We start from the raw sequence: 21,486 nt of genomic DNA, 5'->3' as shown, positions 1-21,486 counted from the left end.
TCAGACCCGAATATCGATCAGGGTACCCATCATGTTGCTGGCGGTCTGGATCACCTTGGCGGAGGCACCGGCCTGCAACTCGGCGACCTTGAGGTTGACCAGCTCATCCGGCAACTGGACCTGATCACCCGCCGGGGTGTTGAGGCGGGCTATCTGGCTGGAGGCCTGGGCGGCCTGCTGCTCCGCTCGCTGGAAACCCTGCACCCCCGTGGTCATGGCTGAATCGATACGCATGGCTTCTCTCCTCTGTCGTTGGCCAATTATCAACCAGAACGGGGCGTTATTGAAGCCTTGAGCGCATTATTCGACCAATGGGCTCAGCCGACAAACTCCCGCACCAGGGCGATGAACTGATCAGGATGAGAGATGAAGGGGGCATGGGAGGCCTTGTCCAGCACCCGGCTCTGGCTATGGGGATAACGCTCGTCCAGCAGTCCAATGCTGGCCTTGGGCACCAGGGAGTCAAGCCGACCATAGATGCGCAGCCAGGGCAGGCTCAGCGTCGTCAGCTCGTCGCGCAGATCGATCTCCGCCAGCAAGCCGAGACCGGCTTCCAGCGCAGCGAGCTGGGGGGCCGGGCGTTCTGCCAGCCAGTGGCGCAGCTGACGGATATCGTCGCGGGCGTGTTCACTGCCCATGGCCTGGATCGCGAGGAAGCGCTCTATGGTCTGCTTGAAATCCCCCGCCAGCATCTGGTTGAAACCGGCCAGCACCTTGGGTGCTATGCCCGGCCAGTCATCCCGCGCCATGAAGCAGGGGGAGCTCGCCACCGTGATCAGGGATTGCACCCGTTCAGGCTGCATCAGGGCCAGCTGGCTCGCCACCAGGCCACCGAGGGACCAGCCGAGCAGATGACAACGTGCGGGCATGACGGCGGCAACCTGCTCGGCCAGCCAGGGCAAGGAGTAATCACTGCCTGCAGGCAGGGGACTATTGCCAAACCCCGGCAGATCGACCAGGTGCAGACGATAATGCTGCGCCAGAGTCGGCATCACGCCGTGCCAGACGGCCCCGTTCATCCCCCAGCCATGCAACAACACCAGATCCGGCCCCTGGCCAAACCGTTCAACCGATATGCTCATCTAGACTCAAGATCCTGTTTCTCTGCGTGGATGAGCGCATGTTAAAGCGGCTGCTCGCCAAAGCAAGTCCGATCCTCGGCGACCCCGGTGACTGGTTGGGGTTGTGCCAGCTCTGCCGCCAACCCTGCGATGAGCATCCCCTGCTGTGTCACTGGTGCCAGGCGGCACTGTACCAGCCCCAATGCCGTTGCCGACTCTGCGCCGCCCCGCTGTCAGAACATATAAAGGAAGAGGAGCAGATCTGTGGCCGCTGCCAGCGCCGGCCGCCCCCCTGGCAGCGGTTGCAGGTGATCGGGGACTATCTGCCTCCCTACCCTCTGCTGATCCCAGGCTTGAAATACGCGGGCCAGATCCTGCTGGCGCCACCGCTTGCCCGGGTGCTGGCGGATCACCTGGATCTGACCCAGCCCCCCGAGGTCATACTGCCGGTGCCGCTGCACTGGTGGCGCCAGTGGTGGCGCGGCTTCAATCAGGCGGAGGAGATAGGGCGGGCGCTTGGCGAGATCACCGGCATCCCCTGCGATGGCAGACTGCTGCGCAGAGCCAAAGCCACGGCGCAGCAGACCCACCTCAGCGCGGGTCAGCGACGGCGCAACCTGCGTGGCGCCTTCCAGATTGCCCCTCACGCATATCGTCATGTGGCCCTGCTCGATGATGTGGTCACCACGGGCGCCACCGCGGGACAACTCAGCCGGCTGCTCCATCAGAGCGGCGTCGAGCGGGTGGAGGTATGGGCACTCTGTCGAACCCTGAGACACATCAAATAGGAAGGGACAGGCGATGTCGGCGAGATCCAGCGTCACGGCCGGGAACCCCGGCGTCGATCAGCCACTGCGCATCACAAGTGGCCGCCGTCATGCTACCCAAGCCCTGCCAAGAGAGTTATCATGAATACCTTAGTCGTACACTCAGGTTTATGAGGATAGTGATGATCAGCATTTCCGACACCGCCCAGGCCCACTTCCGCAAGTTGCTGGAAAAGCAGCCTGATGGCACCAACATCCGGGTGTTTGTGGTCAATCCGGGAACCCAGAATGCCGAGTGCGGCGTATCATATTGCCCACCCGACGCGGTCGATCCGGAAGATCAACACCTGCCCTTCAGCGGCTTCGACTGCCTGGTCGACCCCCTGAGCGCCCCCTTCCTGGTGGACGCCACCATCGACTTCGTCACCGATCAGATGGGCTCCCAGCTCACCCTGAAGGCGCCGAACGCCAAGATGCGCAAGGTCGCCGACGATGCTCCCCTGGCCGATCGCATCGAATACGTGCTGATGTCCGAGGTGAACCCCATGCTGGCCAGTCACGGTGGCAAGGTGACCCTGATTGACATCACCGACGACAAGCTGGCGATTTTGCAGTTTGGCGGCGGTTGCAACGGCTGCTCACAGGTGGATTACACCCTGAAAGAGGGGATCGAGAAGCAGCTGCTGGAGAAATTCCCGGGCGAGCTCAACGGCGTGAAAGACGCCACCGAGCACCAGCGTGGCGATCACTCCTACTATTGATTGCCTGCCGCCCATGAAAAAGGCCCTGCCAGAATCTGGCAGGGCCTTTTGCTATCCGGCGCACCGCGCACCATGACGACTATTCGTCTTTCTTGTCTCGCGACAGCAGGGCGATGGCAGCCTCTTTCGGGTTCTTGCCCTCGTAGAGCACCTTGAAGATCTGCTCGCAGATAGGCATCTCGACGCCACAACGGGCGGCCAGCAGATGCACTTCCTTGGTGTTGCGATAGCCTTCCACCACCTGGCCTATCTCGGTCATGGCGGTGTCCACGTCCTTGCCGGCACCGAGCGCCAGACCGAAACGGCGGTTGCGTGACTGGTTGTCGGTACAGGTCAGCACCAGATCCCCGAGCCCCGCCATCCCCATGAAGGTCTTGGCATCGGCACCCAAGGCGGCGCCGAGACGCTGCATCTCTACCAGACCCCGGGTGATGAGCGCGGTTCTGGCGTTGGCGCCAAAACCCAGCCCGTCGGAGAGCCCGGCACCGATGGCGATGACGTTCTTGACCGCGCCACCGAGTTGCAGGCCGGTGAAGTCCGGATTGGTGTAAACCCGGAACGAGCGGCCGCAATGGAGCAGCAGGGAGAGATCGTCGGCAAAGTCGTCGTGGGTCGAGGCGACCGAGATGGCGGTCGGCAAGCCGGCAGCCAATTCGCGGGCGAAGGTCGGGCCTGAGATCACCGCCAGCGGTATCTCGTCACCCAGCACCTCGCGCGCCACATCCTGCAACAGCCGACCGCTGTCCGGTTCCAGCCCCTTGGTGGCCCAGGCGATACGGGTATCCGGGCGCAGGAAGGGCTTGACCCGGGCCAGCACCTGGCCGAACACATGGCTCGGCACGACCAGCAGCAGTACGGGGGCGGCTTGCACCGCCGCCTGCAGATCCGAGGTCAGTTGCAAGTCGGCCGGGAAGGGCACGTCCGGCAGGAAGGCCTTGTTGCAGCGATCCTGTTCCAGCTCGGCGACATGGGCGGGGTCGTGACCCCACAGCAGGGTCGGATGACCGTTGCGCGCCAGAGAAATGGCAAGGGCGGAGCCGTAAGACCCCGCCCCCAGGACCGAGATAGCGATCTGGTCGGCCATTATCAGGCTTCCGCAGCCGCCTGCTGGGCCTGTGCTTGCGCCATGTGCTGGGCAAACAGGGCATCGAAGTTGACCGGTGCCAGGTTCAGCTGCGGGAAGGAACCCTTGCTCACCAGATTAGCCACTGCTTCACGGGCATACGGGAACAGAATGTTCGGGCAGAAGGCCGCCAGGCAGTGAGCCAGCTGGGGTTCCGGCAGGTTGCCGATGGTGAAGATACCGGCCTGCTGCACTTCGCACAGGAAGGCGGTCTCGGTTTCCAGCTTGCAGGTCACGGTCAGGGTCAACACCACTTCGTACACGCCGTCGGCCAGGACGTTGGTCTTGGTGTCCATGTCCAGCTTGACGTCCGGTTGCCACTCTTTCTGGAAGATGTGCGGGGTGTTCGGTGCTTCGAAAGAGACATCCTTGGTGTAGACACGCTGGATGTGGAATTCCGGTTGTACTTCCTGGTTGTTGATTTCGTCAGCCATTTCGTTTGATTCCTTTTATGAAAATGAGTGGGCGCGGGCCCTTAAATCAGCGCTTTTTGGTCACCGGCAGATTCTCTGCCCGCCATTGGGCCATGCCGCCGCTGAGGGTATAAACCTGCTTGAAGCCGGCCTTGCTCAGTTGACGACCCGCACCACCAGCGGTCATCCCCGACTCGCACACCACTATGATGGGGGCGTCTTTGTGCTTTTCAACCGGGCCCAGATTGTTGGCCTGGATCTGGGTGAGGGGCAGGTGGTGAGCACCGGCCAGATGACCCTTGGCGAACTCATCCTGACTGCGAATATCCACGACGGTGGCATTCTCACGGTTGATCAGCAGGGTGGCCGCGTGGTTGTTCACCGACTTCACCGGAGACAAACGAGCACGCACCGTGGTGTAAACCAGAGTGCCTGCCAGACCCAACCAGGCTGCGGTCAGCAGCGGGTTGCGGGTCGCAAAATCCAAATACTCTTGCATCTTCTACTATCCAGGGACCAAGACAAGTGCCCGAGTATACATGGGGCCCTTGATAAGATCAGCCACCTTGGCGGTAAAGCGGGAGCAAGCTCCCATCAGGGATTGGCCGTCGTTTGCAGGGCGGAAAGGGTGGCCGTCAGGCCATGAAAATAACGAAGAAAATCCCGCGACGGGACGAAAAAACCGAGGGACGGACAAGCCGGCAACATGCCCAATACAGCGGGGCAACAGTTAAAAAACCAGGTGGCAGAGGGACTTGGCTATCAGGTGACTATTTCGGCAGATGTAGTAATATTACGCTAGTTTCAGTTCCCGCAATTCATTCCTATCCGAGAGGACATAGCCTTATGTCAACAGCTAAGAAACCGTTGGTTCTGGTCATCATGGACGGTTGGGGCTACAGCACCAAGCAAGAGTACAACGCCGTCGCTGCCGCCAAGACCCCCAACCTCGACCGCCTCGCCCGTGACTACACCAGCACCCTGATCTCCGGCTCCGGCCTGGACGTGGGTCTGCCCGATGGCCAGATGGGCAACTCCGAAGTGGGTCACGTCAACATCGGCGCCGGTCGCATCGTCTACCAGGAACTGACCCGCATCTCCAAGGAGATCCAGGACGGCGACTTCTTCCAGAATGTCGAGCTGGCCAAGGCTGTTGACGGCGCCGTGACCAAGGGCAAGGCCGTGCACATCATGGGCCTGATGTCCCCGGGTGGCGTCCACAGCCACGAAGAGCACATCATGGGCATGATCGAGATGGCCGCCAAGCGTGGCGCCGAGCAGATCTACTTCCACGCCTTCCTGGATGGCCGTGACGTGCCGCCGCGCTCCGCCCAGTCCTCCATCGAGCTGTTCGACGCCCTGTTCGCCAAGCTCGGCAAGGGTCGCTTCGCCTCCATGATCGGTCGTTACTACTCCATGGACCGTGACAACCGCTGGGATCGCGTGCAGCAAGCCTATGACCTGATGACCCAGGGCAAGGCCGAGTTCACCGCCGACAGCGCCACCGAAGCCCTGGCCAACGCCTATGCCCGCGACGAGAACGACGAGTTCGTCAAGGCCACCCGCATCGGTGCCGCCGCGCCCATGCAGGATGGCGATGCACTGATCTTCATGAACTTCCGTGCCGACCGCGCCCGCGAGATCACCCGCGCCTTCGTCGACAGCGACTTCACCGGCTTCGCCCGCGCCGCAACGCCTGCCCTGAACTTCGTGATGCTGACCGAGTACGCGGCCGACATCAAGACCGCCTGCGCCTACCCGCCCACCGCCCTGGTCAACACCCTGGGTGAATGGCTGGCCAAGCAGGGCAAGACCCAGCTGCGTATCTCCGAAACCGAGAAGTACGCCCACGTCACCTTCTTCTTCAACGGTGGCGAAGAGGATTGCTTCACCGGTGAAGATCGCGAGATCGTCGCCAGTCCGAAAGTGGCCACCTACGATCTGCAGCCGGAGATGAGCTCGGGCGAGCTGACCGACAAGCTGGTCGGCGCCATCAAGAGCGGCAAGTACGACGTCATCATCTGCAACTACCCGAACGGCGACATGGTCGGCCATACCGGTGTGTTCGATGCGGCCGTCAAGGCCTGTGAAGCGGTCGACCACTGCATCGGTCGCGTCACCGAGGCCCTGGCCGAAGTGGGTGGCGAATGCCTCATCACCGCCGACCACGGCAACGCCGAGAAGATGATGGACGAAGAGACTGGTCAGGCCCACACAGCCCACACCAATCTGCCGGTTCCCCTCATCTACTTCGGTCGCAAAGCCGAGGTGGTCGAAGGCGGCAAACTGTCCGATCTGGCCCCCACCATGCTGACCCTCATGGGTCTGCCGGTGCCGCCGGAAATGACTGGCAAGCCCCTGATGATTCTGAAATAATCCTTCCCCATGCGGGGATGCGAAGTTATTTCAACCAAAACCAGTCGCGTCGGCCTGTTGGCCGGCGCGCTGTTTTTTTGCCTGCTCGGCGGCGCCGGCAAGGCGCAGGCTGCCAACCAGCAGCTCGGCGCCATGCAGACCGAAATCAAGGCGCAGCAGAAGACCATCCGGCTGAGCAAGCAGGAGCTGGCCAAACTCAATACCCAGCTCAAGGCGGATGAACAGGCCATCTCGACGGCCGCCGCCAAACTCGATCAGACCAAGCTGCAGCTGAAACAGAACCAGCAGAAGCTGGTGAAGCTGCAACAGGACAAACTGGAACTGGAGCGCCAGGCCAGCCACCAGAAGCAATTGCTGGCCAGACAGGCGGAGAGCGCCTTTCAGGCGGGCAACCACGACTACCTCAAGCTGCTGCTCAATCAGCAGGATCCGGCCAAACTGAGCCGCGCCCTCGACTATTTCGACTACCTCAACAAGGCCCGTATCGAGGCCATCGAAGCCCTGCGTGCGACCCGCACCAAGCTGGCCCACAACCAGCAGGCCACCCAGGAGACCGAGAGCAAGCTGCAGAGCCTGCTCACCGAGCAGCAAGCCACCCACCAGAGCCTGCTGGCCAGCCAGCAGAGCCGCGCCACCGTACGTAACCAGTTGCAGCAATCAGTGCAGGATGACGAGCAGAAGCTGAGCAAGCTGGTGAAGGCGGAGAAGGCCCTCAAGGCGCGACTGGAAGAGCTGCGCCGCCAACAGGAAGAGAAAGAGCGACGCGAGCGGGCGGAGCGGGAACGCCTCGCCAAGTTGAAGGCGGAGCAGGAGCGCCAGCGCAAGCTGGAGGCACAACGCCTGGCCGCCGAGCAGAAGCGGATCGCCGAGCAACAGCGTCTCGCGGCCCAGCAGCAGAAGGTGGGGGAGCAGCAGCGACTCGCCGCCGAGCAGCGCCGGGTCAGCGCACAGCAGGATCGGGTGGCGCAGCAGCAAGCCGCCGCCCGCAACAGCGCCAAGGCAAGCAATGGCTACAGCGGCCTCAAGACCAACGGCAGCCTGCGCTGGCCGGTGCAGGGCCCCATCCTCATCTCCTACGGCTCGCCGCGCACCGCCGAACTGAAATGGAAGGGCACCCTGATCGGCGCCAGTGAAGGTACCCAGGTCAAGGCGGTCGCCCCGGGTCAGGTGGTCTACGCAGACTGGCTGGACGGCTTCGGCATGCTGCTGGTGATCGATCACGGCCGCGGCTACATGAGCCTCTACGGTCACAATCAGTCGCTGCTGCGCCAGGTCGGCCAGAATGTGGAACAGGGGGAGCCCGTGGCCCTAGTGGGTGACAGCGGTGGTCAGGACAGGCCCGGCCTCTACTTCGAGATCCGCTATCAGGGTGAGGCCATCAACCCCACCAAGTGGCTCGCCAGACGCTAACCTGACCTTCACGAAAGCCTGCATGATGCAGGCTTTCTGGTGTTGGCGGGTGGCCAGGATGATGAAAACTTACCGACTATTCTGCCCATCCGGCCGGCTCATCAAGCCGTTCGCCCTCCCCATCTCTCACATCATCCAGTCATTTAGGGGAAGACGATCAGGCCTATCTGCTCCAGCAAGCCCTGCTGCTGCTCCTCGCTGATCTTTACCCCCTCCAGATTGACCCGCCGCAGATCCAGACCCGGCAGATCGCACTGGCGCAGATCGCAGCCCTGCAGGTTGAAGCTGGTCCAGTCTATCTGTCCGAAGGCTGAGCCGCCGAGATCGGATCCCGCGAGGGAGGCCCCCAGCAGATTGGCCCCCTGCCAGCGGTTGCCACCGAGTTCGCACTGCTCCAGCAGGCAGCCCTCGAAGTTGCCGTAGCTGAAGTTGTTGCCGGTCAGGTGCGCCTCGCAGAAGTAGCTCTTCCGGGTGATCTGGTTGGCAAAGCTGGCGTTGGCGAAGTTGATGCCCATGGCCTGGCAATCTCGCATCTCCAGCCCCAGACACTGGCTGCGGCTCAGGTCGGCCAGGGTGAGGTCACAGCGCAGGAAGCTGGCTTCCCGCAGATCGCAGCCCTGCAGCTGACAACCCTGTTCGTGCTCCCTGTCGTAGAAACTGCAGTCGACGAAGCGGCTCTCGCTCAGATCCAGCCAGGAGAAGTTGCAGTCGATGAAGCGGCAATCGCTGAAATCTTCATCGTCCACCTCCTGCTGTTCGAACCGTTTCCCGTTGAAGCTCTTGCCCTTTATCAATTGAAACCTCCCAGCGGCAGCACCATCGGCTGACTTTGCTACCCAAAACCGTTAATGTTACCTGTAACATTCTCGCCGGACCCCCAGATGAACGATACCCGCAAGCGCCGCCCTACCCTGCAAGACATCGCCGATCTGACCGGGGTGACCAAGATGACCGTCAGCCGCTATCTGAGGGATCCCCAGGCCGTGGCCGAGGGCACTCGCGAGCGGGTCGCCGCCGCGGTGGAGACCCTGGGCTACATCCCGAACCGGGCACCAGAGATCCTCTCCAACGCCACCAGCAAGGCCATCGGCATCCTGATCCCCTCCCTCTCCAACCAGGTCTTCTCCGCCGTGGTGCACGGCATCGAATCGGTGACCCGTCCCGCCGGCTACCAGACCCTGCTGGCCCACTACGGCTACAGCCCGCTGCGAGAAGAAGAGCAGGTCGCCTCCCTGCTCTCCTACAACGTGGATGGCCTGATCCTCTCGGACAGCCAGCACACCGAGCGCACCCGCAAGATGATCGCCACCGCCGGCATCCCGGTGGTGGAGACCATGGACCTGCCCCAGGATCCCATCGACATGGTGGTCGGCATGGATCACCGGGCGGCCGCCCGGGCCATGGTAACAGAGATGCTGCGCCGGGGGCGGCGCAAGGTGGTCTATCTGGGGGCGCGGCTCGATGTGCGTACCCAGTTGCGGATGGAAGGCTATTACCAGGCGATGAATGAGGCTGGCCTCGAGGGGCGCCACCTGCTGACCGAGCAATCCTCCACCTTCACCCTGGGAGGCCAGTTGCTGGACCAGGCGTTGGTGCGCTATCCGGATCTGGACGGCCTGTTCTGCACCAACGATGACCTGGCGGTGGGGGCCCTGCTGCAGTGCCAGGCCAAGTGGATCCCCGTGCCTCAGCAGGTCGCCATCGCCGGCAGCAACGCCCTCGACATCGGCCATGCCATGACCCCCAAGCTCGCCAGCATCGTCACCCCGCGCCAGGAGATAGGCCGCGAGGCGGCCGCCATGCTGCTGGCCCGGCTGAGCGGCCAGCCCCACCCCGAGAACCGCCGGGACATGGGTTTCTCCCTCTATGAAGGGGAGAGCCTGGGTTAAACGGCGCCCGGCCTGACCCTCGGGAGGCGGCGGGCGGGACAAAAACATCCCGCTTCCCCTGCTTTGCACGAAAAACGACAGGCCACCCTGGGGTGGCCTGTTTAGTTTTGCTAAACGATAAAGACTTAGCGTTTAACCAATTCAACCGCTTCACGGGACAGGCGGGTCACCTCATCCCAGTTGCCGGCCTTGACGGCCTCTGCCGGCAGCATCCAGGAGCCGCCAACGGTGGCGACACATTTCAGAGCCAGATAGTCGGCCACGTTTTTCGGGCCGATGCCGCCGGTCGGGCAGAACTTGACCTGGGGCAGGGGGGCGGCGATGGCGGACAGCGCCTTGGTGCCGCCGTTGGCCTCGGCCGGGAAGAACTTCAGGTGATCGTACCCGGCTTCCAGCGCCTGCATCACCTCGGACGGGGTGGCTACCCCGGGGATCAGCGGCGCCGTGCTCTTGGCCGCATGGGCCAGCAGGGCCGGGGTCATGCCCGGGGAGATGACGAAGCGGGCACCGGCGGCCACGGCGGCATCGAACTGGGCGCTGTTGAGCACAGTCCCCGCCCCCACCATGGCTTCCGGCATCTCACGGGCGATGAGGGCGATGGCATCCAGCGCCACCGGGGTACGCAGGGTGATCTCGAAGACCGAGATGCCACCGGCCAGCAGGGCCTTGGCCATGGGCAGGGCCTGATCCAGCTCATTGATGACCATCACGGGCACCAGCGGGGAGGCGGCAAACACCTCGGCGGGAGTCACTTTCCAGTTTTGCATTGCTCTTCCTCAGTCAAAGATGGTGGCGCCACACTCGGCGCTCGATACCGCGCGACGCATCACGCTGAACAGTTCACGACCCCAGCCCTCTTGCTCCAGGGTCAGGTCAATCTCGGCCTGGCTGCGACCACTCAGGTCGGTCAGGCAATCCAGAGTACCGGTTTCGGCATCCACCCGCAGCAGGTCGCCATCACGCAGCAGGCCGATGGCCCCGCCATGCAGCGCCTCCGGAGTGACGTGGATGGCGGCCGGGATCTTGCCGGAAGCCCCGGACAGGCGGCCATCGGTGACCAGCGCCACCTTGTGACCCGCCTTTTGCAGGTTGCCGAGCACCGGCATCAGCTTGTGCAGCTCCGGCATGCCGTTGGCGGCCGGGCCGTTGTGGCGCACCACGATGACCGCATCCTGATTGAGCCCGCCAGCCTTGTAGGCCGCTTCCACCGCGTGCTGGGAGGAGAAGACCCGGGCCGGGGCCTCGATGACGCGATATTCCGGCGCCACCGCAGAGACCTTGACCACGGCGCGGCCCAGGTTACCCGCCAGCAGCTTGGTGCCACCGGTGACCTGGAACACTGAGCCGGAAGGAGAGAGGACACTCGGATCCGTACTCTCGCCCACCGGTTGCCACACCAGCTTGCCATCCACCAGCTGCGGGCGACTGAGATAGTCCTGCATCTCGCCGAAGGTCGGGGTGGCATCCAGGTGGATCAGGTTGTCTTGCGCCAACCGGCGCATCAGTCCCGGCACGGCGCCGGCCTGCTCGAAGGCGTTCACGTCCGCCGGGCCGTTCGGGTACATGCGTACCAGCAGCGGCACCACGTCGGAGAGATCGCTGAGATCGTCCCAGGTCAGTTCCAGCCCCGCGGCGCGGGCCAGCGCCACCATGTGGATACTGTGGTTGGTGCTGCCACCGGAGGCGAGCAGGGCCACCAGGCCGTTCACCAGGGCGCGCTCGTCAATCACCTCGATCAGGGGGCGATAGGCCGGGGAGCCCGGGATCATGGCGCTGATGCGGCGGGCCGCCTCGGCGGTCAGGGCACGGCGCAGCGCGCTGTGGGGATGCACGAAGGCGGAGCCCGGCAGCATCAGGCCCATGGCCTCGAACACCAGCTGGTTGGTGTTGGCGGTGCCGTAGAAGGTACAAGTACCGGCCGAGTGGTAGGCGCCGCACTCCATCTGCAGCAGGGCATCACGGCCCACTTCGCCGGCGGCGTACTGCTGGCGCACCTTGACCTTCTCGTCGTTGCTGATGCCGCTGGCCATGGGGCCGGCGGGGACGAAGGCGGTGGGCAGGTGGGCGTGGGAGAGCGCCCCCATGATCTGGCCCGGGGCTATCTTGTCGCAGATGCCGAGCAGCAGGGTCGCATCGAAGGTGTTGTGAGAGAGGGACAGTGCCGTCGCCTGGGCGATGAGATCCCGGGAGAACAGGGACATGTCCATTCCCGGCTGGCCCTGGGTGACGCCATCGCACATGGCAGGCACGCCGCCGGCCACCTGGGCGCTGTGGCCGAGCTCGGCCAGCACCGCCTTGATCTGATCCGGATAGCCCTGATAGGGCTGATGGGCGCTCAGCATGTCGTTGTAGGCGGTGACGATGCCGACATTGGCCCGGGTCATGTCGAGGATGCGGCCCTTCTCGTCGCAGCTGGACGCCGCCACGGCATGGGCAAGGTTGCCGCAGGCCAGGGCGGCACGGGTCTTGCCCTGCTCGGCCTGGCGTTGGATGCGGGCCTGGAAGGCGGCGCGGCGGGTACGGCTGCGCTCGCGGATACGGTCGGTGACCGCCTGGATCACGGGATGGATCATGACGCTTGCTCCGGTGAAATCATGGGTCGGCGGTCGGCAACCGCCGGGATCAGGGGGCGGCTCACAGGGCCTGCTCCAGTGCCGTGACGGCCCGATCGACCACCAGATCGAAGGTCCCGTCTATATCGATGTGGAATACCCCGGCCTCGCCATCTGGGCGCTCCAGAGTATCAAACTGGCTTTGTACCATGCTCTCTCGCATGAAGTGGCCCTTGCGGGCACGCATCCGTTCCAGGATCAGGGGCTGGTCGCCGTCGAGGAACAGGAAGTGCACAGATTCGTTGCCGTCGCGGATCTGATCCCGGTACTGGCGCTTGAGGGCGGAGCAGACGATCACGCCCACCTCGTTCTTCTGCTCCAGGCTGTAGGCCGCATCACGGATCCGCTCAAGCCAGGGGGCGCGGTCCTCGTCGTTGAGGGGATTGCCCCCCGCCATCTTCTGGATATTGGCGCGGGGGTGCAGGTCATCACCGTCGATGAACTTGGCACCGAGGATTTCAGCCACCCGAAGGCCGACGCTGGATTTGCCGCTACCACACACACCCATCACGATAATGCTCTTGCCCGCCATTGTTTGACCTCTATCTCATTTTTCAAAAAACGTGTCGTTGATGGGTTTTAACTTACCACGTTACCGGTAACATGTTACCGGTAACAACGAAAAATGTGAAGTCTGCCACAGACTGAACAGTCTCGGCGCCCGGCCAGTGGCATGGGGCAGAGATAAAACAATAAATATAAACAAATCATGTAGATATGCTTGGATAACGCGCGCCAGGCTATCGCAATCGAACTTGGAATAAGGAACGCATAACAATGTCAGACCTCTCCCTGATCATGACGGCCGCCGGCTCCATCGTGCTGCTGCTCTTTCTGGTGATGAAGGCCCGCCTGCACGCCGTCGTCTCCCTCATCTTGGTCTCCATGGTCGCCGGCCTCGCCGCCGGCATGAACCCGGCCGAGATCGCCACCACCATCCAGAAAGGGATGGGGGGCACTCTCGGCTTCGTTGCCGTGGTCGTGGCCCTTGGCGCCATGTTCGGCAAGGTGATGGAAGTGACCGGTGCCCTCGACCGGGTTGCCCACACCCTGCTCGGCACCTTCGGCGTCAAGCGCGCCAGCTGGGCCATGACCCTCACCGGCTTTGTCTGCGCCCTGCCCCTGTTCTTCGACGTGGCCGTGGTGCTGCTGATCGGCGTCGCCTTCGCCATCGTCCGCCGTGGCGGCGGCAGCGTGGTGAAGATCGGCATCGCCCTGCTGGCGGGCATCGCCACCTGCCAGGCCTTCCTGATCCCGGCGCCCGGCCCCATCCTGGTGGCCTCCCAGCTGGGTGCCGACTTCGGTTACATGATCCTGTTCGGCCTCATCGCCGCCATTCCGGCCATGATCCTGGCGGGCCCGCTGTTTGGCCAGCTGATCAGCAAGGTGGTGGATGTCCCCCTCCCCGCCGATGCCCAGAACAGCGTGCACGACGACAGCAAGACCCTGCCCTCCTTCGGGCTGGCCATGGGCCTCATCGGCCTGCCGCTGCTGTTGATCGGCCTCAAGACCATCGTCAGCCGCTTCGTGGAGGCAGGTTCCACCTTGCACGACTGGCTGGAGTTCATCGGCCACCCCTTCACCGCCATCATGGTCGCCTGTCTGGCCGCCTTCTATCTGCTGGGGGTGCGTCGCGGCATGTCCCGTGACGAGGTGATGAACATCTGCAACAGCGCCATCCAGCCTGCCGGCGTCATCATCCTGGTGACCGGTGCCGGTGGCGTCTTCAAGCAGGTACTGGTGGACTCCGGTGTCGGCGCCGCCCTCGGCAATACCCTGGCGGACTCCGGCCTGCCCATAGTCGCGCTGGCCTTCATCCTGGCCGCCGCGGTGCGGGTCATCCAGGGCTCGGCCACCGTCGCCATGCTGACCGCCTGCGGCCTGGTGCTGCCGATGCTGGAACCCCTCGGCCTGAGCGGTGCCCAGCTGGCCACCATCACCATCGCCATCGGTGGCGGCGCCATCGTGCTGTCCCACGTCAACGACTCCGGCTTCTGGCTGGCCAACCGCTACCTCGGCCTCAGCGAGAAGCAGACCCTGCAAACCTGGACCGTGATGGAAACCATCATTGGGACCACGGGCGGGATCGTGGCGATGATCATCTACAGTTTCCTGTAAGGCGATCTCCCCTCGAAAAGGCCTCCGTTGTGAGGCCTTTTTCAGCTTCTTGATGATTCTTTTACTTTGGCTGAGGGAGTGAGGTTGTTAGAATCGCCTATTCATTGCCCCGAGTGGAACGCTTAACCCCGTGATATCAGGTTTCTCTATGCATTCATCGGCACATTATCGACAGTCGCTGACACGTTTGCCCCAGATCGCGGTCTCCGCCGATCAGTTTCAGGTACTCAGCAGCGCCAAGGAATTCAAGAGCCGGATCCTCTCCCTCATCGCCGGTGCGACCCAGCGTATCTATCTGATCGCCCTCTACCTGCAAGACGATGAGGCAGGACGGGAGATCCTCTCCGCCCTCTACGCCGCCAAGCAACGCAACCCGGCCCTCGATGTCAAAGTCTTCGTCGACTTCCACCGCGCCCAGCGCGGGCTCATCGGTAAGGGCAAGCAGGGTGGCAACCATCTGCTGTATCAGGAGATGGCCGCGCGCCACGAGCACCCCATCGAAATTTACGGAGTGCCGGTAAAGGGGCGCGAGCTGCTCGGGGTGCTGCACCTCAAGGGCTTCATCTTCGACGATGTGCTGCTCTACTCGGGCGCCAGCCTGAACGACATCTACCTGCACCAGCAGGATCGCTACCGTTTCGATCGCTATCACCAGATCCGCAGCCAGGCGCTGACCCGCAGCATGGTCAACTATGTGGATGACGTCTTCCTGCGCAGCGACGCCGTCCAGCGGCTGGATCGCACCGGCATTCCCGGCGCCAAGCAGCTGAAAGGGCAGATCCGTCGCTTCAAACAGGCACTGCGTACCAGCCAGTACCGCTTCGAAACCATACTGCCCAACAGCCAGGAGATCGCCATCACCCCCATGGCGGGCCTGGGCAAGCGCGGCAACCAGCTCAACCGGATGATCCGCAACCTGGTACGGGCCACGGAGCGGGAGATCTTCATCTGCACCCCCTACTTCAACCCACCCAAGGAGTTGAACAAGGATGTGGAGGCACTGCTCCAGCGCGGTTGCAAGGTGACCATAGTCGTGGGTGACAAGACGGCCAACGACTTCTTCATCCCGCCGGAGGAGAAGTTCTCCACCATCGGTGGGTTGCCCTACCTGTACGAGACCAACCTGCGCAAGTTTGCCGAGCGCAACCAGCGTCACATTGACAGCGGCCGCCTCAACCTGATGCTCTGGTGCTGCGAGAAGAACTCCTATCACCTCAAGGGGATCTTCGTGGACGAGGAGTGGGCGTTGCTCACCGGCAACAACCTCAATCCCCGCGCCTGGGCACTGGATCTGGAGAACGGCCTGCTGGTGCATGATCAGCACCACCATCTGCGTGCGCGCTTCGCCGAGGAGCGGGACAACATCCTGACCCATGCCCGTCGCATCAGCCGCTTCGACCAGATTGAGCAGATCCAGGATTACCCGGATCAGGTGCGCAAACTGCTGGCCCGGATCCACAGGGTCAAGGCACACCTGTTGCTCAAGCGCATCATCTAACGTCTGTGAAGCCTGCATCCCAGGCGCACAGCCATGCACCCAAAGGCCTGCCGATTTCGGCGGGCCTTTGTCATTCATGGCCTGCCGCCATCGCCCCCTGCCGGCATCTCTGCGACAGCAACGCGGCTTGCATCGCAACATCAATAACCCCTATCATCTGGACATATTTACAGTGTTTTCGGGCATCTAATTGATGAAATTGGATAAAATCTCCCTCGATAGCCTCAAGGGCGTCGGCAGCAAGATGCTGGAGAAACTCGAACGGCTGGGACTCGCCACCGTGCAGGACCTGCTGTTCCACCTCCCCTTGCGTTACGAGGATCGCACCCAGGTGTGGCCCATCGGCGATCTGCCGCCGGGTCTGCACGGCGCGGTCGAGGGTGAAATCCAGGATACCCAGCTGGTCATGGGTCGTCGCCGCATGCTGGTATGCCGCATCAGCGATGGCACCGGCACCCTGACCCTGCGCTTCTTCAACTTCACCGCCGCCCAGAAGAACAGCCTGGGCCAGGGCAGGTTGATCCGCTGCTTTGGCGAAGTGAGACCCGGCAAATACGGGCTGGAGATGGCCCACCCCGAGTACAAGCTGCTCGGCGAGGAGCAGGCCGGCCAGACCGAGGATGCCCTCACCCCCGTCTATCCCACCACGGAAGGCTTGCGCCAGCTGACCCTGCGCAGCCTCACCGATCAGGCCCTGGCCCAGCTCGACCTCTACGGGGTAGACGAACTGCTGCCTGCCGGCCTCTATCCCCATCAGATCGAACTCGCCGCCGCCCTGCGTCTGCTGCATCGCCCACCTCCCTCGGTGGTGCTGGCGTTGCTGGAGAGCGGCCAGCATCCGGCCCAGCAGCGGCTGGTGCTGGAAGAGCTGCTGGCCCACAACCTCTCGGTATTGAAGGTACGTGCCCAATCCCAGACCCAGCTCGCCCGCGCCCTCAAGCCCGCTCCCACCCTGATCAGGCAACTGCTCGGCGCCCTGCCGTTCAAACCGACCGGGGCCCAGAACCGGGTGGTGGCGGAGATAAGCCAGGACTTGCAGCGCCCCTACCCCATGATGCGGTTGGTGCAGGGAGACGTGGGCTCCGGCAAGACGCTGGTCGCGGCGCTCGCCGCCCTGCAGGCCATCGGCAACGGCTGCCAGGTGGGGCTGATGGCCCCGACCGAGCTGCTGGCGGAGCAGCATGCCATCAACTTCGCCAACTGGCTGGCACCGCTCGGCATCAAGGTCGGCTGGCTGGCTGGCAAGCAGAAGGGCAAGGCGCGGGAAGAGGCGCTCGCCGCCATTGCCGACGGCAGCGTCAAGATGGTGGTGGGCACCCACGCCATCTTCCAGGAGCAGGTGGTGTTCCAGCGACTGGCTCTGGTCATCATCGACGAACAGCACAGATTCGGGGTGCACCAGCGCCTCGCCCTGCGGGAGAAAGGGGAACGGGAGGGGGTACACCCCCATCAGCTGATCATGACCGCCACCCCCATCCCCCGCACTCTGGCGATGACCGCCTATGCGGATCTCGATACCTCCATCATCGATGAGCTGCCGCCGGGCCGCACCCCCATCACCACGGTCGCCCTGCCGGACAGCCGCCGGGACGATGTGATAGAACGGGTCAGGCTGGCCTGCGAGGAGGGCAAGCAGGCTTACTGGGTCTGCACCCTGATCGAGGAGTCCGAGGCGCTGGAATGCCAGGCCGCCGAGGATACCGCCACCGAACTGCAAACCCGATTGCCCGGTCTGCATATCGGCCTGGTACATGGCCGCATGCGTCCCGTCGAGAAGCAGCGGGTGATGGAGGAGTTCAAGGCAGGCATCCTGCAACTGCTGGTCGCCACCACCGTCATCGAGGTGGGGGTGGATGTGCCGAACGCCAGCCTGATGATCATCGAGAACCCGGAGCGACTCGGGCTGGCCCAGTTGCACCAGCTGCGCGGCCGTGTCGGGCGGGGATCGGTGGCCTCCCACTGCGTGCTGCTCTATCACGCCCCGCTCTCCAAGACGGCCCAGAGCCGGCTCGGGGTGCTGCGCGAGACCAACGACGGTTTCCTCATCGCCCAGCGGGATCTGGAGCTGCGCGGGCCGGGAGAACTGCTCGGCACTCGCCAGACCGGGCTGGCGGATCTCAAGATTGCCGACCTGGTGCGGGACCAGCCGCTGATCCCCCAGGTGCAGAAGATGGCTCGCTTCCTGATGGACAAGCACCCGAGCCATGTCGAACCCTTGATCCGGCGCTGGCTCGGCTTGCGGGATCACTATTCCAATGCCTGATCCGTCACCGGTTTGACCTGCAGGCTCACTATGCCAACGCCTGACCGGCCCATAGAAACAGGAGAAAAGCACCGATGAATTCCTGGCTACGCGCCCTGCTCTATCTCTTTGCCTTCCTGTTGCTCTTCGTCTGGATGGGGCTTGGCCTGTTCGATGCCGATCGTGCCAAGGGCCCCATCGCCGACTGGCTGAGCCAGCAGACCGGGGTGCCGGTCAGCATAGGCCGGCTGGTGTTCAATCCGCTCCATCCCTACACCCTGCTGGCGGAGCAGGTGCACTACGGAGATGCGGTGCAGCTCGACAAGATCTATCTGGAGATAGACAACATCGACTGGCTGAACCGGGACGTGCGCATCGCCCACCTGGATCTCATCCGCCCCGTCATCAAGCTGCCGCTCCCCAACCAGCTGCCCACCCTGCCGGTGCGCACCCTCACCATCAGCGACAGCACCGTCGACAATCTCAGCTTGCTGAGTCCGGAGCTGACCCTGCGTGGCCTGAGCGCCACTCTGAGCGACTGGGAACTGATCGATCCTAAACGCCAGCCCCAGGCCAATCTGACCCTAGCCATCAATCAGCTGGAAGTGCCCCAGTTCACCCTGGCTCGCCTCAACCTGACGGGGCGACTGGAAGCCCAGGTGCTCAGCACCGACAAGCTCACCGCCAGCCTGTTCGACGGCGGGCTTGCAACCGGCATGGTGCTCGACTGGCCTGCTCGCAGCCTGCAACTGCACGCTCTCAAGGCGCGCGCCATGCGAGTCGAGCTCGGCGATATCCCGCAAGGCAGCTTCCCCTTGCGCAAGATAAGCCTGGACAAGGGCCAGTTCGAGCAGCTCAGCGTCAATGCCATCAACCAGGAGCTCGCCTTCAACAACTTCAACGGCCAGCTGACCGCCTTCGACTGGCAGGCCGGCCATCGTCCCAGCGGCTACCTCACCGGCACCCTGGCGGACTTCGGCCGCGGCCTGTTCCAGCTGGAGGCGATCAAGGGACGGCTCGCCTTCTCGCCCCAGCAATACGATGCCGAATTGCAGGGCAAGGCTTATGAAGGGGAGTTCAATCTGGAGCTGGCGCTGGACCCGGATCTGCAGCGGCTCACCCTCAAGGAGATGAGCCTGAACGCCATGGACATCAGCCTGCCAGACGGTTGGTGGCAGGACTGGCAAGGCTGGCGCCCCCAGCAGATCGACGTGCGCAAGCTCACCTTCGACAAGCTGAAGGTGCTCTCCTTCGACGATGCGCTGCCACTCTCCCTGACCGGCTGGCAGTTTTACCTGACCGATCTCAGCCTGCGGGGCAATCAGCCGGGCCCCCTGCTTGGCCGCACCCGGGTGGAGAGCAAATGGTTCGAACTGGTGTGGGACGGCCTCAGTGCCCGCAACGGCGAGCTGGATGGGGAGCTGACCCCCAGCTCCTGGCAACTCAACCGCCTCTCGACCACCCTGCCTGACGAGGGCTCCCTCACCCTGAGCGGCCAATGGGGCAAGGAGCCGGGCCAGAGCAGCCGACTGCAACTGCAGGGCAAGCAGCTGGATATGGAGCAGTGGAACAGCTTGCTACATCCGGACAAGCCCTCCCCCCTCTCGGTGGCGGGCAAGCTGGACATCAGCGCCGATCTGCAGGCCGTGACAGGGGAGACTCCGGACAGCTGGCGCAACACCCTGCAGGGCAGCCTCAGCCTGGATGCCAAGGATCCCTTCTGGGACAAGGTAGGGATAGATCCCCTGCTGGATGAGTGGTTCAAGGAACCCCAGGCACCCACCATGACGCCAGAGGCGCTGTGGCAGGCGCTGCAAAGAGGGGATACCCCCTTCTACCACATCACACTGCAGGCCAGGGCCGAGCAGGGCAAGGTGACAGTCGAACAGGCCGGCGCCTCCACCATCACCCACCTGCTCGCCCTGCAGGGCGGGCTGGATCTTGCCAAGAGCGAGTGGCAGCTGGATCTCGGGGTGCTGAACAAGCAACGCTGCGCCGAGCTGCTGGCCCAGTGGCGCGGCCCCCTCGATGCCCCGACTCTGGAGTGGCGCTTCCCCACCGGGCAGAACGCCTGCGGCTGGGAGCCCGGGGTTCGCTACCCTGCACAGGGCAACAGCAGCCCGCTCTGGCGCCCGGCCCAGCCCAAACCAGCGCCCCAACCAACGCCATAAACGAACAAGGCCTCATCATGAGGCCTTGTCGTCAGCAGGTCGGCAAGATCAATCTACTGGCCAGCCCGCTTGATGGGTTGCACCACATACTGACCGGAAAACTCCACCGCCAGCTTGCGGCCGCTGAACAGCTGCACCCTCAGGCTGAACTTGGCGGACTCCTTGTTCTTGAGGGGATCCAGCACCGCGGGCATCCCCTCTCGGGCCACCCTGGCTTCCGGCTCCTCGCTCACCGGACGGTAATATTTGATGTTCCCCTCCGCCAGCACTATGTCACCGCCCAGTCCGGCCTCCTTGAGCTGCAACCAGATGAGGCCCCACCCCGCCAGCACGCACTGGCTATAAATGCTGCCGGCGAACATGGTGTCGTGCACATTGAGGTTGGCCGCCAGGTTGGCCTTGAGGTGGAAGGTCTGCCCGTCGTAATGGGTGATGTGGACTCCCATCTTCTCACTGATGGGGATGCCCCGCGACCAGCGGGTGGTGAGATCCTGACACCACTCCGATCGGTACTGGATGGTCTGCAAAGGACTCAGGGACTTGATCATCTGCCGATGGGGGATGCGGCCGAAGGAGACGGGGCCTTCCCCCACCTCCAGAAAACCGCAGCGACGGTAGAACTCCACCGCCTCCTGGCGGGCGTTCATCACCAGCCGCTTCACCTTCTCGTCCCGGGCGAGCTGTTCGAGGTCTTCCACCATGCGGGCCCCGAGTCCCTGGCCCCGGTACTCGGGGCGCAATGCCATGAAGCGGATCTGGGCCTCGTCCCCCCCGACGAACAGGCGACCGACGGCGATGGGGGTATCGTCTTCCGCCAGCATCAGACGGTGGATGGCGACGGTGTCATATTCGTCCCGCTCGGAGCCGATGGGCAAATTGAAGGGCTTGCGCAGTAGCTCCCAGCGCAGTTGGTAGTAAGCATCCAGCTCGGCTGCCGTTTGGGGGGTGACTACCCGGTACATAAAGCGATCCTTGAGTTAGCGCCGCAGGGCAGAATGAAAGGCTTACGCACCAATGCCTCCCAACGCCACTGGTAGTAAGCATC

Annotated in this window: 19 protein-coding genes; 9 read left to right on the top strand and 10 right to left on the bottom strand. The window is 63.4% G+C overall.

The genetic code is table 11. From position 1 onward, the window contains the following. A complete protein-coding gene (locus tag ABNP46_RS01200; RefSeq protein ID WP_349920646.1) occupies positions 1–234 on the bottom strand; it encodes a flagellar biosynthesis protein FlgE in 234 nt (77 codons plus the stop codon). 83 nt (positions 235–317) lie between these two features. Next, entirely contained in the window at positions 318–1,082 is a 765-nt protein-coding gene (gene bioH / locus ABNP46_RS01195) for a pimeloyl-ACP methyl ester esterase BioH (protein ID WP_349920645.1), read from the bottom strand. 38 nt (positions 1,083–1,120) lie between these two features. On the opposite strand from bioH, the gene ABNP46_RS01190 reads away from it, so the two are divergent. Continuing rightward, positions 1,121–1,849: a ComF family protein gene (locus ABNP46_RS01190; protein WP_349920644.1), complete on the top strand. Its 729-nt coding sequence runs from the start codon at positions 1,121–1,123 to the stop codon at positions 1,847–1,849. 161 nt (positions 1,850–2,010) lie between these two features. Continuing rightward, complete coding sequence (gene nfuA / locus ABNP46_RS01185; protein ID WP_349920643.1) at positions 2,011–2,589, top strand: Fe-S biogenesis protein NfuA; 579 nt, start codon at positions 2,011–2,013, stop codon at positions 2,587–2,589. 79 nt (positions 2,590–2,668) lie between these two features. Here the strand turns inward: nfuA and gpsA are convergent, their stop codons facing one another. From gpsA to ABNP46_RS01170, 3 genes are read right to left on the bottom strand one after another with little or no spacing between them, the layout of a single operon-like run. Continuing rightward, positions 2,669–3,673 (bottom strand): NAD(P)H-dependent glycerol-3-phosphate dehydrogenase, encoded by a 1,005-nt coding sequence (gene gpsA / locus ABNP46_RS01180; protein WP_349920642.1) that lies wholly within the window; start codon positions 3,671–3,673, stop codon positions 2,669–2,671. A 2-nt stretch (positions 3,674–3,675) separates the two neighbouring features. Beyond that, positions 3,676–4,146 (bottom strand): protein-export chaperone SecB, encoded by a 471-nt coding sequence (secB, locus tag ABNP46_RS01175; protein WP_349920641.1) that lies wholly within the window; start codon positions 4,144–4,146, stop codon positions 3,676–3,678. Positions 4,147–4,192: 46 nt separating this feature from the next. Then, complete coding sequence (locus ABNP46_RS01170; RefSeq protein ID WP_349920640.1) at positions 4,193–4,624, bottom strand: rhodanese-like domain-containing protein; 432 nt, start codon at positions 4,622–4,624, stop codon at positions 4,193–4,195. 347 nt (positions 4,625–4,971) lie between these two features. Here ABNP46_RS01170 and gpmM point away from each other — a divergent pair, with 347 nt between their 5' ends. Next, positions 4,972–6,501: a 2,3-bisphosphoglycerate-independent phosphoglycerate mutase gene (gpmM, locus tag ABNP46_RS01165; RefSeq protein ID WP_349920639.1), complete on the top strand. Its 1,530-nt coding sequence runs from the start codon at positions 4,972–4,974 to the stop codon at positions 6,499–6,501. A gap of 9 nt (positions 6,502–6,510) precedes the next feature. Continuing rightward, positions 6,511–7,911 (top strand): peptidoglycan DD-metalloendopeptidase family protein, encoded by a 1,401-nt coding sequence (locus tag ABNP46_RS01160; RefSeq protein ID WP_349920638.1) that lies wholly within the window; start codon positions 6,511–6,513, stop codon positions 7,909–7,911. A 143-nt stretch (positions 7,912–8,054) separates the two neighbouring features. On the opposite strand, the gene ABNP46_RS01155 is transcribed toward ABNP46_RS01160, so the two are convergent. Further along, the gene (locus tag ABNP46_RS01155; protein ID WP_349920637.1) at positions 8,055–8,705 is read right to left on the bottom strand and encodes a Qnr family pentapeptide repeat protein; all 651 of its coding nucleotides are present in this window, start codon (positions 8,703–8,705) and stop codon (positions 8,055–8,057) included. Positions 8,706–8,792: 87 nt separating this feature from the next. On the opposite strand from ABNP46_RS01155, the gene ABNP46_RS01150 reads away from it, so the two are divergent. Continuing rightward, entirely contained in the window at positions 8,793–9,800 is a 1,008-nt protein-coding gene (locus tag ABNP46_RS01150; protein WP_349920636.1) for a substrate-binding domain-containing protein, read from the top strand. Between the two features lie 125 nt (positions 9,801–9,925). Here the strand turns inward: ABNP46_RS01150 and ABNP46_RS01145 are convergent, their stop codons facing one another. The 3 genes from ABNP46_RS01145 to ABNP46_RS01135 form a co-directional block, all read right to left on the bottom strand. After that, a complete protein-coding gene (locus tag ABNP46_RS01145; protein WP_349920635.1) occupies positions 9,926–10,567 on the bottom strand; it encodes a bifunctional 4-hydroxy-2-oxoglutarate aldolase/2-dehydro-3-deoxy-phosphogluconate aldolase in 642 nt (213 codons plus the stop codon). A gap of 9 nt (positions 10,568–10,576) precedes the next feature. Beyond that, positions 10,577–12,373 carry a phosphogluconate dehydratase gene (edd, locus tag ABNP46_RS01140; RefSeq protein WP_349920634.1) on the bottom strand — a complete coding sequence of 599 codons (1,797 nt, stop codon included), beginning with the start codon at positions 12,371–12,373 and terminating at the stop codon, positions 10,577–10,579. A gap of 61 nt (positions 12,374–12,434) precedes the next feature. Further along, positions 12,435–12,944, bottom strand: a complete 510-nt coding sequence (locus tag ABNP46_RS01135) for a gluconokinase (RefSeq protein ID WP_349920633.1) — start codon at positions 12,942–12,944, stop codon at positions 12,435–12,437. Positions 12,945–13,189: 245 nt separating this feature from the next. On the opposite strand from ABNP46_RS01135, the gene gntU reads away from it, so the two are divergent. From gntU to ABNP46_RS01115, 4 genes are all read left to right on the top strand, one after another. Beyond that, positions 13,190–14,530: a gluconate transporter gene (gene gntU, locus ABNP46_RS01130; protein ID WP_349920632.1), complete on the top strand. Its 1,341-nt coding sequence runs from the start codon at positions 13,190–13,192 to the stop codon at positions 14,528–14,530. A gap of 148 nt (positions 14,531–14,678) precedes the next feature. Further along, the gene (pssA, locus tag ABNP46_RS01125) at positions 14,679–16,028 is read left to right on the top strand and encodes a CDP-diacylglycerol--serine O-phosphatidyltransferase (protein WP_349920631.1); all 1,350 of its coding nucleotides are present in this window, start codon (positions 14,679–14,681) and stop codon (positions 16,026–16,028) included. Positions 16,029–16,221: 193 nt separating this feature from the next. Continuing rightward, the gene (gene recG / locus ABNP46_RS01120) at positions 16,222–18,291 is read left to right on the top strand and encodes an ATP-dependent DNA helicase RecG (protein WP_349920630.1); all 2,070 of its coding nucleotides are present in this window, start codon (positions 16,222–16,224) and stop codon (positions 18,289–18,291) included. 74 nt (positions 18,292–18,365) lie between these two features. Beyond that, a complete protein-coding gene (locus ABNP46_RS01115; RefSeq protein WP_349920629.1) occupies positions 18,366–20,441 on the top strand; it encodes an AsmA-like C-terminal region-containing protein in 2,076 nt (691 codons plus the stop codon). A 53-nt stretch (positions 20,442–20,494) separates the two neighbouring features. Here ABNP46_RS01115 and ABNP46_RS01110 read toward each other — a convergent pair whose 3' ends face one another. Beyond that, entirely contained in the window at positions 20,495–21,403 is a 909-nt protein-coding gene (locus ABNP46_RS01110; RefSeq protein ID WP_349920628.1) for a bifunctional GNAT family N-acetyltransferase/hotdog fold thioesterase, read from the bottom strand. Between the last annotated feature and the right edge of the window lie 83 nt (positions 21,404–21,486).

Origin of the sequence: Aeromonas veronii (assembly GCF_040215105.1) — a bacterium.
GTDB classification, from domain to species: Bacteria; Pseudomonadota; Gammaproteobacteria; order Enterobacterales; family Aeromonadaceae; genus Aeromonas; species Aeromonas veronii_G.
The sequence above is the reverse complement of the archived record's forward strand: the minus strand, read 5'-3'. Positions and strand labels throughout refer to the sequence as shown.

Bases quoted from the DNA above. Each gene is read 5' to 3' on its own strand.
- ABNP46_RS01110 (WP_349920628.1), bottom strand. From the start codon at position 21,403: ATGTACCGGGTAGTCACCCCCCAAACGGCAGCCGAGCTGGATGCTTAC.
- ABNP46_RS01200 (WP_349920646.1), bottom strand. From the start codon at position 234: ATGCGTATCGATTCAGCCATGACCACGGGGGTGCAGGGTTTCCAGCGA.
- gpmM (WP_349920639.1), top strand. From the start codon at position 4,972: ATGTCAACAGCTAAGAAACCGTTGGTTCTGGTCATCATGGACGGTTGG.
- gpsA (WP_349920642.1), bottom strand. From the start codon at position 3,673: ATGGCCGACCAGATCGCTATCTCGGTCCTGGGGGCGGGGTCTTACGGC.
- gntU (WP_349920632.1), top strand. From the start codon at position 13,190: ATGTCAGACCTCTCCCTGATCATGACGGCCGCCGGCTCCATCGTGCTG.
- pssA (WP_349920631.1), top strand. From the start codon at position 14,679: ATGCATTCATCGGCACATTATCGACAGTCGCTGACACGTTTGCCCCAG.
- ABNP46_RS01135 (WP_349920633.1), bottom strand. From the start codon at position 12,944: ATGGCGGGCAAGAGCATTATCGTGATGGGTGTGTGTGGTAGCGGCAAA.
- ABNP46_RS01145 (WP_349920635.1), bottom strand. From the start codon at position 10,567: ATGCAAAACTGGAAAGTGACTCCCGCCGAGGTGTTTGCCGCCTCCCCG.
- ABNP46_RS01160 (WP_349920638.1), top strand. From the start codon at position 6,511: ATGCGGGGATGCGAAGTTATTTCAACCAAAACCAGTCGCGTCGGCCTG.
- ABNP46_RS01115 (WP_349920629.1), top strand. From the start codon at position 18,366: ATGAATTCCTGGCTACGCGCCCTGCTCTATCTCTTTGCCTTCCTGTTG.
- secB (WP_349920641.1), bottom strand. From the start codon at position 4,146: ATGGCTGACGAAATCAACAACCAGGAAGTACAACCGGAATTCCACATC.
- ABNP46_RS01190 (WP_349920644.1), top strand. From the start codon at position 1,121: ATGTTAAAGCGGCTGCTCGCCAAAGCAAGTCCGATCCTCGGCGACCCC.
- ABNP46_RS01150 (WP_349920636.1), top strand. From the start codon at position 8,793: ATGAACGATACCCGCAAGCGCCGCCCTACCCTGCAAGACATCGCCGAT.
- nfuA (WP_349920643.1), top strand. From the start codon at position 2,011: ATGATCAGCATTTCCGACACCGCCCAGGCCCACTTCCGCAAGTTGCTG.
- recG (WP_349920630.1), top strand. From the start codon at position 16,222: ATGAAATTGGATAAAATCTCCCTCGATAGCCTCAAGGGCGTCGGCAGC.
- ABNP46_RS01170 (WP_349920640.1), bottom strand. From the start codon at position 4,624: ATGCAAGAGTATTTGGATTTTGCGACCCGCAACCCGCTGCTGACCGCA.
- edd (WP_349920634.1), bottom strand. From the start codon at position 12,373: ATGATCCATCCCGTGATCCAGGCGGTCACCGACCGTATCCGCGAGCGC.
- bioH (WP_349920645.1), bottom strand. From the start codon at position 1,082: ATGAGCATATCGGTTGAACGGTTTGGCCAGGGGCCGGATCTGGTGTTG.